Source organism: Aneurinibacillus danicus (assembly GCF_007991215.1).
Classification (GTDB): domain Bacteria; phylum Bacillota; class Bacilli; order Aneurinibacillales; family Aneurinibacillaceae; genus Aneurinibacillus; species Aneurinibacillus danicus.
In genome coordinates this window covers 1-15,838 of sequence record NZ_BJXX01000125.1, presented here as the reverse complement: position 1 = coordinate 15,838, position 15,838 = coordinate 1, and the positions used below count along the sequence as shown (strand labels likewise).

Below are 15,838 nucleotides of genomic sequence, written 5' to 3'. Positions count from 1 at the left end.
GCGTGGCATCGTGGAAAATAGAAGGAAAATGGCTGGAGTATGAAGTGAAGACGGTGGACAGCGGATTGTCTTTAGAGGCGCTGCTGAAAGAGCGCTTGTGCGTTTCAGGGCGCATGCTTCAGCGGTTGACAAGAAAAAACGGACTGTTCGTAAACCGGAAACGCCCTTTTCTCAAAAAGAAAATGAAAGCTGGCGATAGAATTCGATTGTTGGTTGCAGATACGCCGGAAACGACGCTTCCGCCTGTAGAAATGAATATCTCCGTGCTATACGAAGATGATGCGGTACTGGTGGTGAACAAGCCGGCCGGAATCCCGGTACATCCGGTGAAAGAAGGCCAGAATTATACGCTGGCTCACGGCATTGCCCATTATTGGCAGCAGCAGGGAAAGCCGCGTGCCGTTAGGCCTGTGCACCGGTTGGATAAAGACACGAGCGGTGCGGTGCTTATCGCAGGCAACTCATTTATTCATCAATTGCTGGATAAGCAGTTGCACGAGCATACGGTTCGCCGCACGTACCTGGCCGTCGTGGAGGGACATCCGGGAGTGGAAGGAGAGACAGGGACAATTGCTGAACCGATTGCCCGTGATCCGCATCATCCGACTCGTCGGCGTGTCCAGGCGGATGGTGACGAAGCGATTACCCGCTATCGGGTCGTGGAACGCTTCTTGCCGGTTCCGGGCATGATAGAGGGCGGGGCATCCCTCATGGAAGTCGAGCTGGAAACAGGGCGTACCCATCAGATACGGGTTCACTTCAGCCATCTGGGTTTTCCGCTTATTGGCGATACGCTGTACGGAGGCGTAAAAGCAGGAGGGATGCGGCGGCAAGCACTGCATGCGGCCTGCCTGGAGTTTGGCCATCCTGTAACAGGAGAGGTGCAGAGTTGCAAGGCGCCTTTGCCGGAAGATTTGGAGCGCTTGTTGAAGCGGCTTCGTCAAACGTAGGAGGAGTGCATATGGCGGAACGTTTACGGGAAGAAAAAGTATTTAAGGACCCTGTACATCGCTATATTCATGTGCGGGATCAGCTTATCTGGGATTTAATCGGCGCAAGCGAATTTCAGCGGCTGCGCCGCATTCGCCAGCTCGGCACTTCTTATGTAACGTTCCACGGCGCGGAGCACAGCCGTTTTAATCATAGTCTCGGCGTTTATGAAATTATGCGCCGGATTCTTGGCCAGTTTGGACGGCGGCTTTCCTTTTCGTTCTCTGAAGAAGAACGGTTGTTGTGCCTGAGTGCGGCGCTCTTGCACGATATCGGCCATGGACCGTATTCGCATTCATTTGAAAAAGTCTTTCATACTGAACATGAGGAGTGGACGCGGCGCATTCTGGTGGGCAATACGCAGGTTAATAAAATCCTGCGCAGCGTCTCGGACGACTTCCCGTGGAAAGTGGCTGCGGTCATCGGAAAGACATACGAGAATCCGCTGGTGACGAGCTTAATTTCAAGCCAGATTGACGCGGATCGGATGGATTATCTGCTACGTGATACGTATTATACGGGGACAAACTACGGTTTTTTCGACATGGAGCGCATTCTTCGCGTACTTCGTCCGCTTGAAGACAAGGTTGTCGTCAAGCATACGGGAATGCATGCGGTCGAAGACTATATCGTAGCTCGTTATCAGATGTACTGGCAGGTATATTTCCATCGTGTTACACGCAGCGCGGAAGTAATCCTGCGCAAAATCTTTGAGAGGGCGCGCGATCTGTACCGGGCCGGTTATACGTTCAACTGGCGACCCGCGCATTTCATTCCGCTGTTCGAACAGAATATTACACTGGAAGAGTACCTGGCGCTTGATGAGCCGACGGTGATGTTTTATATGAACGAATGGTGCAGAGAGAAGGATGAGATTCTATGCGATTTGTCGCAACGATTTATGAACCGACGGCTCTTTAAGTATGTGGAATACGGTGAGAAAGTCGGCAGTGTAGAATGGAAACGGGAAGTCGATGAGCTATTCCGGTCCGTCGGAATTGACCCGACGTACTATCTGGGAGTGGATTCTCCTTCGGATTTGCCGTATGATGTTTATCGAAGCGGCGATGACGGAGATCGGACACCGATTTATTTATTGATGCCGGACGGCAAGCTGGAAGAGTTGTCGAGGCGTTCCGTTATCGTGGAATCGATTTCGGGCAAACGGAGGTACGATCACAAGCTGTATTATCCGCTTGACTTACTCGATGACGGTACGCGCGACCCGAACACCGTTCGGGAGATTAAGCGGCGTCTGCGTGTTCATCAATAAAGGAGGATTTATACGTATGGATATGTTCAAAGGAAAGCAGGGCGGATTCAATATCATTAGCAACAAAAACCAGGTGCATGGCGGATATGGCGCAGGCATGATCGATTTGAGCAACGTGTCTTCCATTATCGTGAATGAAGAGGAGGCCGTAATTGATATCGGTGCTCTCCACGCCAAGAGCGCGGTGGAGAAGGGCATAAAATTCTCCATAAATAAAGAAGATGTGCCGAACGGCAAGCGCTACTGGCTCGTCTGGGTGGCGACCGATATGGGAGAGAACGGGGCGTACTATGCAGGAGTGACTGCATGCGAGATGCTAATTGACAGAGAAGCACGCCGGGGCTGGAAGATTCTCGCCGACCATGTTAACAAGATGGACTATGCGATGAAACGCCGGTTTATTCTGGATGGCATGAATGAGAAGGAAAAACAAAATTTACGTAAGCTTTTAGAAACCCATAAGCCGGAGATGTGGAAAAACTCGCCGGATGAGCTGAAAGAAAAATTAGCCTAATTCAGGTATTTTATCCCAAAAACGCTGATGGAAAAATGAACAGAATGTGAATTTTTTTGCCGCTAATTGATTGCCGCATTACGACTACGCTAAAATGTAAAAGTGTATTATGCACATCTATTACTAGGACACGTAAAAGGGGAAGCGAGCGTCAGGGAACACGTTCTGCTTCCCCTTTTACAAAATTAAGAAGAGACAGGGCCAAAAATATGCCCTGTCTCTCGCTTATGTGCAACAATTCGTTTCCCTGTTCTGTTCCCTTTTTAATTCCAGAACTTTAGCTTATCCCAGAAGGATTCTTCCTGTTTTATCTCTTCTTTGGGTTCCGGTTTCGCTTTCGGCGCTTCGTAGTATTCTTTCGGTTCCGTGCCCGGAATGAAGTACATTAATTCCTGTTGCTTTGAATCCTGGCTTGCCAGTTTATCGCTGGCCGTGTCAACATACATCGGGACGACACCCGGCGGAACGGGAAAGACGGCGGCTGGTTTCCCGGCAAGTGCCTGTTCAATGAAGTCGGCCCAGATGGGTGCGGCCTGTCGCGCGTCAGCAAAACTATCAATCTTACGGTTATCATCGTACCCTACCCACACGGCCGCAGCCAACTGCGGTGTAAACCCGCCCAACCATGCGTCGTAATCGGTCGTACCCGTTTTCCCGGCAACCGGCCGGTGCAACTGAGAGTGTACCCGTTGCCCGGTTCCGCCCGGTTCAAATACTTTCTCCATCATATGCGTCAGCAGAAAGGCGTTTTCCCGGCTAACGACCTGTTGTATCTCGGGCTTAGTTTCTACCAGCGGATTGCCTTCACGGTCCAGGATGCGCACGATGGCGAGCGGCTCCGCTTTCTGACCCTGGTTTGCGATGGTCGCAAACATGCGCGCCATCTCCAACGGCATGACGGGATTGCTGCCAAGCGCAAGTGAAGGCAATGGCTGAAGCGGCGAATTTATCCCCAGGCGTTTGGCCATATTCAACATCTTGTCCGGCCCAATGGTTAGGTGGGTCTGTACAGCATAAATATTATCTGATCGGGCAATCGCCTGCCCCATCGTAATGTAGTCATACAGATACTGGTCACCGTAATTTTTTGGAATATACGTTTCGTTATTACCAAATGTGAAAACGGTCGGTTCGCTTTTAATTTTTGTTAGCGGTGTGAACCCGTTTTCCAACGCGGCCAGATAGAGTGCAGGCTTCAAAGACGAACCGGGCTGGCGACGGGCCAAAACTCGATTGAATTGGCTCTCTTTGTAGTCGCGTCCTCCGATCATGGCGCGGATATACCCGGTCTGCGGTTCGATGGCTATAAGTGCAGCCTGCAGTTGACGGTCTTTCGGCAGATATTTTTGCACCGCTGCTTCTGCTTTTTGCTGCATGACAGGATCTAGCGTAGTGTAAATGCTCAGGCCGCCATGCTCTATTGTATCCTCATCGATCCCATACTTTTCTTTTGCCACCTTAACCACATAATCACGGAAATAGGGCGCGATTGTTTTGCCTTTCATATCATCAGGCGAGGCCAGTTTAAGCGGCTCGGCGAACGCTTCATTCGCCTGCTGACGCGTGATATAGTGTTCGCTTACCATTGCATTTAGCACGATACGCTGGCGATCCTTTGCTGCCTTCATATTGAGGAACGGCGAGAAAAAGCGCGGACCTTTGGGTATTCCGGCCAGCATGCTGGCTTCGGCCAGCGTTAATTCGCTTGCGTTTTTGCCGAAGTATGTTTTTGCCGCCGCCTGAATGCCGTACGCTGCATGCCCATAGTAGATTTGATTCAGATACAATTCCAGTAGCTCCGGCTTGGTGTAATTCAGCTCCAGTTGGATGGCCAGCATCGCTTCCTTGTATTTTCGCGTCCATGTTTTGTCATGGTTCAGGTACAGGTTGCGAGCGAGCTGCATCGTAATCGTGCTCGCGCCTTCCCGCTTGGACATGTGGCGCAAATCTGTCAGTGCGGCTCCGGCGATGCGTTTAATATCGAAGCCTGCATGCTCATAGAATTTCCGGTCTTCGATGGCAACAGACGCCTGCTGCATGTACTTTGGAATTTGCGCAAGCGGCAGGAAGACGCGGTTTTCTCCTTTATAAAGCGTAGCGATAACCGTATTATCGGCACCGTAGATGGTTGTGGTTTCGTTTATATCCGTTTTTGGCAGGGGTTGGGAACGAAGATAAAGAATAAATAATGAAAGCAGCGCCGCAAGAATGAGCAGTGCGATAAGCAGCCAGCGCACTGTTTTACCGGCGATTCGCAACCAGCGGATTAGCTGATCCTCCTGTTTGATTTCCATTGTGAAGACCTCCCTATGCCTTCTACTATCTTGCAGTATCAGTATGGGGAAATCTAGCAAAATCTATACGCAGAGAAAAATGAGAGGACAAAAGACAAAACGCGAGGGTAGAGACGGAGTAAACCGTGAGGGTGCGGACGAAGGCGTCCCGGTTTCCCGAAAAGAAAAACCATTGCCCGGGAACCTTTTGGTTTCAGGCAATGGTTTCTATTATTATCTGGCATGAATCCAGGCTGCAATATCATCGATGACATAAGAAGGAACGTTAGCCGGATTGAAATATTCCTCCGGGTTGCTTATCTGACCTTCGCCTTCCGTGAAGAAATGGTTTAGCTTCGGATAAAGCTTATACGCTACGTTGTCCCGATGTGCCAGCGTTTCTTTCCAAAGTGTAAATTCAGTTTTTGCCGGTACCTGATAGTCGCGCTCTCCCTGGAGAATGAGCAGCGGCTTGGTTTGCTCCTTTGCCATATCGGCCGCTTTAATATTGCGAATGGAATCCCAGAACATCGGCTGTCCGAACGTAAACTCTTTCGGCGGATTTTTGCCGGAGAAGTTCGGGTCTTTAAGCAGCTCGATCTGCTTTTTCATCAGTTCGAGGTGGTCTTTCGGCAGCTGTCCGATGGAAGCCAGATACTCGAACTGATCGAGCATAATATCGGGCAGCGTGCGGGCCGGTCCGGCCAATAAGATGCCGCCGGCAATCGGTTTATCGGCCCCTTTCGACAAAATCTGCGGCAGCATTAGGCCGCCTTGGCTGTGACCAAGCACATAGATCTGGTTTGTATCGATGTTTGCCGTTTTTGCAAGCAAGTCAACTGCGTGAAGGGCGTCCTCCGTTGTTTCTTTATCTACCGTGTGCGCAGGATCGAACATTGTTTTGGCTGCATGCTCGAAGGTGCGTTTATTGTAGCGCAGCACGGCGATATTTTGTGAGGCCAGTCCATGCGCCAGGTCGCGGAACGGCTTCAAGGCAAAGGCGGTTTCATCCTGGTCAAGCGGCCCGGATCCTTGGACGAGAATAACAGCCGGGAACGGCCCTTCCCCTTTCGGCATAGTTAGCGTGCCGGGAAGCGCAAAGGTACCTTCTCCGATAATCACTTCTTTTTCTGTGAAGGTGTCAGGCTTGCTGTATGTAGGTTCTTCCGCGATTTTCTGCGCCGGAGGAAGAAAAAGGACACTGAAATCGTCGATTTGACCCTGTCTGTTCAGGCTTACCGTGAGCGGCACGGTGGCTTTTTCGAAGACAAGCGGAATTTCTACGCTTGTATGGACAGCATTTTTGCTTTTCAGTTTGGCGTCTCCGATGTGTTTCAAAGCACCTGCTTGCATTTGTTGGGGCAGGGCGGTCCAGTATCCCTCCATTCTTTTTTCGTCCACTACCTTAAGCAGAGCGGGGGAGAAGTTTCGGACGGCTTTATCGAACTGTCCTTTTTCTATCGCTTCGATGAAAGCGTCTGCCGTTTTCAGACTTTCTTTTTCCACTTTTTTGGCGGTAAGTTTCTCCAGCAGAAGAGAAGGATGGACCATTAGCTTGCCGCCTATCATTTCCGCTTTTCGCGGCAGCGATAAAGCTTCGCCATTAACAGTAATCTGATCGCTGTTTTGCGTCACAACGATCGTAACGTCTCCCAGCGTAACCGTGGCGGTATGGGTTTTCGGATTCCAGGCTATCGCTGCACCTGTTTCCTGAACTATTGTTCGCAGGGGAGCAAGCGATTCTTGTGGCGGCCCGGAAGCGGATGCAAGCGACGGGATGCTAAGCGCGGCTGTCAGAGAGGCGGCAAGTACCTTTTTCTTCAATGAATTCACAGGTAAATTCCCCCTTGTTATAAGATGTATACATAAGGTTATACGGAGAAAAAATGTAAAAGTTTGATTATTTTTAATGTAATTTGCCTGGAGAGAGGGAGGAGTATTGGGCAGGATAAAAATGAGTGCTTGATTTTTAGGATAAGTCCTATATAATTTACTTGTTTTGAAAGTATTGCAGCAAACGTCAATTGCGGAAAATATTGATTTTTACACAAAGTAAGGCATGTGAAAGGAGACTGGGAAACATGGGTGGATTCTGGTTCACGGAGAAACAAACCGAGAACTTCGGCATTACGATTAAAGTCAACAAAACTTTACATACAGAACAAACCGAATTCCAAAAGCTTGATATGGTGGAAACGGAAGAGTTCGGCAACATGCTGTTCCTCGACGGTATGGTTATGACATCGCAAAAAGACGAATTCGTCTACCATGAAATGGTGGCGCACCCGATTCTCAACACGCATCCGAATCCGGAAAACGTGCTGGTAGTCGGCGGCGGAGACGGCGGCGTTATTCGCGAAATCATGAAGCACGACAAAGTAAAGAAAGCTACGCTGGTGGAAATCGACGGCAAAGTTATCGAGTACTCCAAGAAATATCTCCCGGAGATCGCAGGCGAGCTTGATAACCCGCGTGTGGAAGTAAAAGTGGACGACGGCTTCATGCATATCGTAAAAAGCAAAAACCAATACGATGTTATCATGGTTGATTCTACAGAGCCCGTAGGTCCGGCGGCTCCGCTGTTCGAGCGCGGTTTCTATCAAGGCATCTATGAAGCGCTGAAAGAAGACGGCATGTTCGTGGCGCAGACAGATAACCCCTGGTTCAAAGCAGATCTGATTCGCAAAGTGAACAAAGATATTAAAGAAATCTTCCCGATTGCCAAAGCGTACATTGCCAATATCCCGACATATCCGAGCGGTATGTGGGTTTTCCAAATCGGTTCGAAGAAATACGATCCGGAAGCGGTGGACGTACATAGCATTCCGGAGCGCGAGACGAAATACTACACACCGCGTTTGCATCACGCGGCGTTTGTGCTTCCAAAATTTGTGGAAGACTTAGTGAAATAAGGAGGGCCCACCGTGCATTTTTTTAACCCATCTTACAGCGGCCACGCATTTATTGAGGCACAGAGCACATATGAAGATGCGAAAGCGGTCATTTATGGTATGCCGATGGACTGGACGACCAGCTTTCGTCCCGGCACACGTTTCGGCCCGACACGGATCCGGGAAGTATCGATCAACTTAGAAACCTACAGCCCATATGCGGATCGTGAGCTTGAAGAAGTCGCTTTTTTTGATGCGGGTGACATTCCGCTTCCATTCGGAAGCGCACAGCGCAGCCTGGACGCAATCGAGGAATACGTACGCAAGATTGTGGCGGACGGCAAGTTCCCGATCGGCCTCGGCGGCGAGCATCTGGTGAGCCTGGCGCCCATTAAGGTCATGGCGGAGAAATATCCGGATCTTGTAGTGGTGCATATTGATGCACATACAGATTTGCGCGAGGAGATGGAAGGCGAAGCGCTTTCCCACTCTGCGGTTATCCGCCGTGCGCTTGATTATGTAAGACCGGAGAACGTATACCAGTTCGGTATTCGTTCCGGCTTGAAGGAAGAATTTGAATTTGCGAAGGAGCGTATGCACCTGCATAAATTCAAAGTGATTGAGCCGCTCAAGGAATGTCTGGAAGAGCTGAAGGGCCGCCCGGTATATGTCACATACGATATTGACGCGATAGATCCGGCATTCGCTCCGGGCACGGGCACGGCTGAACCGGGCGGAATTACATCTACGGAAGCGATCGAATCCATCTACCTTCTTTCCCGGTTGAACGTTGTCGGCTTTGACCTCGTAGAAGTAGCGCCGGTGCTGGATCAGTCCGAGAGAACGCAGATTCTTGCATCCAAGATGATTCGTGAAGTTATTTTGACGATGGTGAAATAGGGAATAAATAGAGGGAGTGCGGCCTGTGAATAAGCTGCACTCTTTCTTTTTTCCTTATTTTCACAGAAAACCACCATGGCTTTTCGCCCGCAACCCGGACATGAAAATGACGGGAAGGGCGGCTGCCTTTTGTGGTACGAAGGAAAAGAGAGAAAAGAACGAGCTCGGCTTGCGCCTTCTTGACCGTATCTCGTAGAATAAAGAGATAACGATAATTGAACTTTTCAGGTGATAGAATTGGGTAAACCCCCCGTACAGGAAGTCAACATCGAGTTAACCAGTAAATTCGCCATCAAAATCGCTCCTCCCGACATACATAAGGCCGCCTATTCCGGGCAGCTTCATTTCATGAACGGAACCTGGTACATAAAATATGTCGAGCAGGAAGAAGAAGGGCAGACGAATGCGACCGTCAAAGTGAAGGAGGACGAAATCGTCGTCATCCGCAACGGAGTCGTGTCGATGCGTCAGTCGTACCGTCCCGGCGTAAAAACGAGTGGTTCGTACACCAGTGCGGCCGGAGTGATGCAGATGGATACCGATACGAAGGACATGCGGCTTCATTATGATGAAGACGGCTATCTCTCGGAGGCGGTCTGGGTGTACGATTTGTATTTGAATGAACAAAAAATCGGGCGGTATACGGTGCAGTGCCGGCTTACCCGCCTACAACGCAGCATACATTGAGGAGGATTATTGTGAGTGTAGTAGAACAAACCAAAAGTAAGATTGTCGATCAAATTAAGCAGGCGGTCGTGGCAGCGGGGATTGTCGAAGCGGAACAAATCCCCGATTTCGTGCTCGAGCTTCCGAAAGACAAGCAGCACGGCGACTATGCGACCAACGTGGCCATGCAGCTAACGCGAATTGCCCGCAGAAATCCTCGCCAGATTGCAGAAGAGATTGTAGCCAAGTTCGATAAACAGGCGGCCAGCATTTCCAAAATCGAAATCGCCGGCCCCGGCTTTATCAACTTCTACATGGATAACAGCTATTTGACAGAAGTAATTGGACAAGTGATTGAGGCGGGTGAAAATTACGGCCGTACAAATGCGGGAAAACAGAAGAAAGTACAGGTTGAGTTTGTCAGTGCCAACCCGACGGGAAGTCTGCACCTGGGCCACGCACGTGGTGCGGCATTCGGTGATGCGCTGTGCAATGTGCTGGATATGGCAGGGTATGATGTATCACGTGAGTACTACATCAATGACGCCGGAAATCAAATCGTAAACCTGGCTCGTTCTCTGGAAGCGCGCTATTTCCAGGCGCTTGGCCAGGATGCGGAGATGCCGGAAGACGGGTACTACGGTCAGGACATTATTGACTTTGGGAAAGAGTTGGCCGAAAAAGACGGCGATAAATACGCCAAAATGGATCCGGAGGAGCGCTTTGTATTCTTCCGCAACTGGGGCCGCGACAAAGAACTGGAGAAAATTAAGAAGGATCTTGCCGATTTCCGCGTGAAGTTCGACGAGTGGTTCAGCGAAACATCGCTGTATGAAACGAATGCGGTAGAACAAATTGTGGAAAAGCTGCGTGAAAAGGGCTATGTATACGAAAAAGACGGTGCGACCTGGCTTCGTTCCACCGATTTTGGCGATGACAAGGACCGCGTACTGATTAAGCAGGATGGTACATACACCTACCTGACGCCGGACATTGCCTACCACGAAAACAAATTCAGCCGCGGCTTCGAACAGTTAATCAACATCTGGGGCGCTGATCACCACGGCTATATTCCCCGGATGAAAGCGGCGATGCAGTGTCTGGGGCATAATCCAGAGCAGTTGCAAGTGCTGATTAATCAGATGGTGAGCCTGTATCAGGGCGGGGAAAAAGTGAAAATGTCCAAGCGTACCGGTAAAGCCGTTACGATGCGTGACCTGATGGAAGAGGTAGGCACGGACGCGACGCGTTACTTCTTCACAATGCGCAGCCAGGATGCGCACCTGGACTTTGATATGGACCTTGCGGTGTCGAAGTCAAACGAGAACCCGGTATTTTATGTACAGTATGCGCATGCACGTATTTGCAGTATTTTCCGCCAGGCTGACGAACAGGGGATTGCATTCGATATGGCAAAAGCGGATTTTAGCCGTATGCAAAGCGAAAAAGAGATTGACCTGCTAAAGCATCTGGGCGAGTTCCCTCAGGAAGTGGCAGGCGCAGCGGAAATGCTGGCTCCGCACCGTGTTGTGCGTTATGTGCATGAGCTTGCATCTCTATTACACAGCTTCTATAATGCAGAGCGTGTCATTACCGAAGATGAGGGGCTCACTCATGCTCGTCTTGGTTTAATGAGAGCGGTACAAATTACGCTGGTGAACGCGCTTCGTTTGATTGGTGTTTCCGCACCGGAGCGTATGTAGTAAATAAATATAGGGGAACTGACGGGCGGTTTCTCTCTTCCCTGGTGGGACAGCTTACTTAGAGTAGGCTGTCTCTTTTTTATGGTATAGGAAAGTATATGTTGCTTTACAGTGATAAAGCAATATATACTTTCCCTCTGTTAGTAAGCGAGAAAAAACTCGCGAGGCGTGCGCCAAACGTTATTTTTTCCATGTGGAGCGTGTGACGCGGAGGGCGAGAAAGACCGGCAACACCCGCGAGTTTTTCTCATTGTTGTATAAATTTACTTTGATCTTTCGACATCTGTTCGGTGGCATGGGGATTGGATGGTCGGAAAGATGGATTTATACTTGCAGGCGATTTAAGGCTAAATTTTGAAGAAATATAGGTATATAGTTGCAATTATTATCTTTGTGTGATACAAAAGTACTACATGATGGAAAGTAAATAAAGTTAAGTAAAGAGAAAAGGAGGAGATGCGAAGGTGAAATGGACAATCGGAAAAAAATTATTTTATGTATGCTTGTCAGCATATTCGGATTATCAGGAATTTTATCATGGATTAGCTACGTCACGACGAGAAATAATTTGATCGAAAGTATTGATAAAAAGCTTGTATCCGATCTTCAACTTGGCTATAAATACATCGATACAAAAATGCCGGGGGAATGGAAGATCATAAACAATGAATTGTACAAGGGAGAGGTGAAAATAAACAACAACTTCGAAATCGTGGATGAGATCGGGGCTATGACGGAAGGAAATACGGTGACGATTTTCCAGAATAACACACGTGTTGCCACAAACGTTAAAACAGAATCGGGGCAGCGGGCAGTTAACACAAAGGTTGCGCCGGAAGTCGAAGAGATTGTGTTAAAACAAAAGAAGCGTTACATCGGGCAGGCCAATGTAGTAGGAAAAATCAATCAGACCGCCTATGAGCCGATCCTTGATGCGCAGGGCAACGCTATCGGAATCTGGTACACAGGTGTTCCGGAAGAGCCGTATCAAAAGCTGGCAGAGAAAGCCGCCCTGCAAAATATCTTTGCCGCACTCGCAGCTGCGGTCATTTTTTCAGCCGCCTTTTTTCTATTCATCAAACGAACCCTTCTCATTCCGTTACGGAAACTTCGCGATTCCGCCCATGAAATTGCGAATTACAATCTGACTGCGAAGCTGTTCAATCCAAAGAAGAAAGATGAAATTGCGGAACTGGGCGTAGCCTTTCAGATGATGAACAAAAATCTGACGCGTATTGTACACAATGTTATGCGGGGGGCCAATCAGGCAGCTGAAGCGTCCCATGAACTGTCGGAAGCGGCCCATCAAACCGGGGAATCGTCTACCCAGATGGCGATAACTGTGAACGAGATCGCGGAAGGGGCAGGCAAGCAGGCTGAACAGGCAACGGACATTCTCAAAAACATGGAAGAGGCAGTAAAGCAGACTGAGCAGGGAACACGATATGTAGAACAGACAAAAGAGAACGCACTACAAGCAACCCGGGCAGCACACGAAGGAGAAAAAGCCATTAACGAAGCAATTAAACATTTAAGTTCTGTAACAAAAACCGTGGCGTTTGCCACCGATTCCATCCAGAAGCTGGGCAGGCGCTCGGATGAGATTGGCGGCATTATTACTGTTATTACGGATATTTCAAACCAGACCAACCTTCTGGCCCTGAATGCGGCCATTGAAGCGGCCCGCGCGGGAGAAGCGGGCAAGGGATTTGCGGTAGTGGCCGATGAAGTGCGGAAGCTGGCCGAGCAATCGCACCATGCAGCCCAAAAAATTACGGAGCTCATTACAGATATTCAGGCGGAAACGTCGGTTACGGTACGAACAATGGAAACCAACCTTCAGGCCGTAGAGGAGCAGGTGGACATTATTCAGGCAGGCGGCCGGGCGCTGCAGACCATTGTTGCGCAGGTAGAACAAACCGAAACGAGTGTCGGGGAAATTCAAACGATTTTTTCCGATTTACTGGAAAATGCGGCCCGGGTTCTGGCTGCGATTAAAGATATTACAGCACTGGTAGAATCATCAGCTGCCGCATCCGAACAGGCTGCCGCATCGGCGGAGGAACAGGCTTCCACTGTGGAAGAGGTAGCAGCTACGGCCACAGCCCTGTCCGAGCTGTCGGAACACCTGCAGAGTGAAGTTGCCCGATTTAAAGTTGAGGCAAGCTAGTAAGGCAAGCAGATTAAAATTCGACGCAGGAATGAAGAAAATGAAACAAACCGGAATAGAAATTACCATTACATGCCCGACAGATCTGCCCGCTGTTCATTTTGTCGATATGATCAGCAGGCAGATCCTGCATTATATGAATCATCAGCGAAAGCAGGAAATAAGCTTTGCCTTGCATGAAGTGCTGATTAATGCGTATGAGGCTGTACGTGGCGAGTACGGAGAGGAAGGAGTCTTTGCCCCTCTAACGGTTACGCTGTGCATTGAGGAAGAGGAGATCACGGTCTTTGTAGCAGACAGGGCACAGGGAATAGGCTCTTCTGTGATAATGGATGTGCAGTCAAAAAGCTTTGAGGATGTAGTATGGGAAGAAAGAAGCCGCGGTCTGCTATTTATTGATCATCTGGTAGATGAATGGGGTAGCAGCAAGGACGATAAGGGAGCCCATGTGTTTATGTTTAAAGTGAGGGGAAGATAGTATGGCAATTCGTGTTTTTGAAGGTGCGGCTGAAAAACCGGATGTACAGGTCGAAATGGGAATGGTTGGAAATTATCAAAAAATCGAATTTTCCGGTCAGCTTATTTATGGGCAGACTGAGAAAGCGAAACAGATCATACTTGATAATATTAGAGAAGCAAAAGGATACTTTTTTGATGTGCGAAATCTGTCATCCATTGACAGTACGGGACTTGGCATGCTTGTGACCATTGCGAGGCGGCTGAAGAATACGGACAGTCGGATAGCGGTCATTGTGGAAGAAGGGATGATGAAGGAAATTTTTACTATGGCCAAGTTTCATCTGATCTTCTCAATGGTTAGCAGTGAGGCAGAGGGAGTTCGGTTATTTGAGGGGGGTTCTCGTCCGAATCTCACACTTGATGAGTATTAGGCAGGGTGTACGGATGAGATTATTACTTGTTGATGAAAGCTGGATAAAACTGCGTAGTTTGGAAACGATGCTGCGTAAGGCCGGATACCATGATTTGCTGTTTGCACAGAATCCTTCAAGTGTATGCGAACTTCTCAAGCTGGATGAGCAGGCTCAGGTGGCTGCCCGAATTGATCTGATTATTCTTGATTATACGCTGCCGCATATGAACGGAATTGAGATGTGCCGCCGAATTCGCTCCCATGCCTGTTACCGGGAAATCCCGATTATTATGATGACCGGAATGCGGGATGAGTCTGTGTTACAAGAGGCGTTTGAAGCGGGTGTGACAGATTTTGTGCGGAAGCCTGTACGGAAAGTAGAGTTCCTGGCCCGGGTTCGCGCTGCACTCCGTCTGCAAGAAAATATCAACAAGCATTATAAGGCTAGAGAGAAGCTGGAAAAGATGGTTTCAGAGCATGAGTATCAGCTGGCGCTTGCAAAGAAGGTTCAGATGAGTGTTTTGAATGAACCGATTGAACAGGAACAAATTGCAATCCAGGCTCGTTATGTACCATCTGAACATTTATCAGGAGATATGTACTGCTGGTATGAGATTGGGAACGGCTGCTACGGGATTATGCTGATTGATGTTGTTGGACATGGGGTTTCGGCCTCACTCGTCAGTATGTCGGTCCGGGCACTGCTGCGCGGTTTGATTACACGGGTTACAGATCCGGTGCATGTCATGCAGGAGCTGAACCGACACATGCTTCATATTTTCAAAGATAATGACATAAGTATTTATTTTACGGCTCTGTATGTAGTGATTGATGTACAGGCAAGGAAGATCGAGTATGTGAATGCAGGTCATCCACCAGGGATTGTACGAGGAAGTAAAGGAGAGATGCGCTATCTGTCCACAGGCTGCCTGCCGATCGGACTGCTTCCGGATATTCAGGTCGAAAAAGAAGTGTTTTCGTATGAGGGAGAAACGCTAATTGCGATGTTTTCAGATGGTCTGGCAAACGGCAATACGGTTCTCGCCCCGGATCGTATCGCGTCTTTCATGATACAAAGAAGCAAGGCCGGACAGTCCCTGGATTGCTGGCTGAATGAGATTATGCAAACCCATGCAACTGAAGAAGCTAAGGACGATATTTGTCTGATTGGCATTCATTTGCGATAGCTTGTGAAATTGCCAGCCCTGGAACCGGCGTTTTCCGCCGTATTCCGGGGCCTCTTTGCCGAAAAAGGACCTGCGGAGCGTAACGAAGTGACGTGTCCATCGCTTCTTCCGTTCCCCGCTATACATTGTATAGATTTTGAACGATCAGCCACATTTTTAATATTCATCTAGTTTTTACCTATGTAATTCTTTTTACATACTAGCAGGAAAACGAAAAAAGAGATAGAATATTCACTATAGGAGTGGGATTAATTGTTTGCGAAATAATTCTGACTGAATAGTCATTCACAATCTATGAAGAACATGGTATGATAAGAGTAACTATTTTTCGTTATAGTCAGATTATTTTGTGGACGAAGAGGAGATGAGAAACAAATGAACATATTGCCGCTGATGAACC

At 48.8% G+C, this 15,838-nt stretch carries 13 protein-coding genes; 11 read left to right on the top strand and 2 right to left on the bottom strand.

Going from position 1 to position 15,838, the window contains the following annotated elements:
• Positions 1-2 precede the first annotated feature (2 nt).
• The 3 genes from ADA01nite_RS13730 to ADA01nite_RS13720 are packed head-to-tail and all read left to right on the top strand — an operon-like array spanning position 3 to position 2,777.
• Entirely contained in the window at positions 3-950 is a 948-nt protein-coding gene (locus tag ADA01nite_RS13730; protein WP_246147342.1) for an RluA family pseudouridine synthase, read from the top strand.
• Positions 951-961: 11 nt separating this feature from the next.
• On the top strand, positions 962-2,263 hold the full coding sequence (locus ADA01nite_RS13725; protein WP_146810807.1) for an HD domain-containing protein: 1,302 nt from the start codon (positions 962-964) through the stop codon (positions 2,261-2,263).
• A 16-nt stretch (positions 2,264-2,279) separates the two neighbouring features.
• The gene (locus tag ADA01nite_RS13720) at positions 2,280-2,777 is read left to right on the top strand and encodes a YwhD family protein (RefSeq protein ID WP_146810805.1); all 498 of its coding nucleotides are present in this window, start codon (positions 2,280-2,282) and stop codon (positions 2,775-2,777) included.
• A gap of 263 nt (positions 2,778-3,040) precedes the next feature.
• Here the strand turns inward: ADA01nite_RS13720 and ADA01nite_RS13715 are convergent, their stop codons facing one another.
• Positions 3,041-5,071 (bottom strand): transglycosylase domain-containing protein, encoded by a 2,031-nt coding sequence (locus ADA01nite_RS13715; protein WP_146810803.1) that lies wholly within the window; start codon positions 5,069-5,071, stop codon positions 3,041-3,043.
• A gap of 213 nt (positions 5,072-5,284) precedes the next feature.
• Complete coding sequence (locus ADA01nite_RS13710; RefSeq protein ID WP_146810801.1) at positions 5,285-6,883, bottom strand: stalk domain-containing protein; 1,599 nt, start codon at positions 6,881-6,883, stop codon at positions 5,285-5,287.
• 248 nt (positions 6,884-7,131) lie between these two features.
• On the opposite strand from ADA01nite_RS13710, the gene speE reads away from it, so the two are divergent.
• The 8 genes from speE (at position 7,132) to ADA01nite_RS13670 (ending at position 15,438) form a co-directional block, all read left to right on the top strand.
• A complete protein-coding gene (gene speE / locus ADA01nite_RS13705; RefSeq protein ID WP_146810799.1) occupies positions 7,132-7,962 on the top strand; it encodes a polyamine aminopropyltransferase in 831 nt (276 codons plus the stop codon).
• A gap of 12 nt (positions 7,963-7,974) precedes the next feature.
• Positions 7,975-8,841: an agmatinase gene (gene speB, locus ADA01nite_RS13700; RefSeq protein ID WP_146810797.1), complete on the top strand. Its 867-nt coding sequence runs from the start codon at positions 7,975-7,977 to the stop codon at positions 8,839-8,841.
• A gap of 237 nt (positions 8,842-9,078) precedes the next feature.
• Entirely contained in the window at positions 9,079-9,528 is a 450-nt protein-coding gene (locus ADA01nite_RS13695) for a YwiB family protein (protein WP_146810795.1), read from the top strand.
• 11 nt (positions 9,529-9,539) lie between these two features.
• A complete protein-coding gene (gene argS / locus ADA01nite_RS13690) occupies positions 9,540-11,210 on the top strand; it encodes an arginine--tRNA ligase (RefSeq protein WP_146810793.1) in 1,671 nt (556 codons plus the stop codon).
• 469 nt (positions 11,211-11,679) lie between these two features.
• Complete coding sequence (locus ADA01nite_RS13685) at positions 11,680-13,380, top strand: methyl-accepting chemotaxis protein (RefSeq protein WP_170230287.1); 1,701 nt, start codon at positions 11,680-11,682, stop codon at positions 13,378-13,380.
• Between the two features lie 40 nt (positions 13,381-13,420).
• Positions 13,421-13,858, top strand: a complete 438-nt coding sequence (locus tag ADA01nite_RS13680) for an ATP-binding protein (RefSeq protein WP_170230286.1) — start codon at positions 13,421-13,423, stop codon at positions 13,856-13,858.
• A gap of 1 nt (position 13,859) precedes the next feature.
• Positions 13,860-14,270: an STAS domain-containing protein gene (locus tag ADA01nite_RS13675; protein WP_146810789.1), complete on the top strand. Its 411-nt coding sequence runs from the start codon at positions 13,860-13,862 to the stop codon at positions 14,268-14,270.
• 13 nt (positions 14,271-14,283) lie between these two features.
• On the top strand, positions 14,284-15,438 hold the full coding sequence (locus ADA01nite_RS13670) for a fused response regulator/phosphatase (protein WP_170230285.1): 1,155 nt from the start codon (positions 14,284-14,286) through the stop codon (positions 15,436-15,438).
• Positions 15,439-15,838: the final 400 nt, after the last annotated feature.

Bases quoted from the DNA above. Each gene is read 5' to 3' on its own strand.
- ADA01nite_RS13725 (WP_146810807.1), top strand. From the start codon at position 962: ATGGCGGAACGTTTACGGGAAGAAAAAGTATTTAAGGACCCTGTACAT.
- ADA01nite_RS13720 (WP_146810805.1), top strand. From the start codon at position 2,280: ATGGATATGTTCAAAGGAAAGCAGGGCGGATTCAATATCATTAGCAAC.
- ADA01nite_RS13715 (WP_146810803.1), bottom strand. From the start codon at position 5,071: ATGGAAATCAAACAGGAGGATCAGCTAATCCGCTGGTTGCGAATCGCC.
- speE (WP_146810799.1), top strand. From the start codon at position 7,132: ATGGGTGGATTCTGGTTCACGGAGAAACAAACCGAGAACTTCGGCATT.
- ADA01nite_RS13685 (WP_170230287.1), top strand. From the start codon at position 11,680: ATGGACAATCGGAAAAAAATTATTTTATGTATGCTTGTCAGCATATTC.
- ADA01nite_RS13680 (WP_170230286.1), top strand. From the start codon at position 13,421: ATGAAACAAACCGGAATAGAAATTACCATTACATGCCCGACAGATCTG.
- ADA01nite_RS13675 (WP_146810789.1), top strand. From the start codon at position 13,860: ATGGCAATTCGTGTTTTTGAAGGTGCGGCTGAAAAACCGGATGTACAG.
- ADA01nite_RS13670 (WP_170230285.1), top strand. From the start codon at position 14,284: ATGAGATTATTACTTGTTGATGAAAGCTGGATAAAACTGCGTAGTTTG.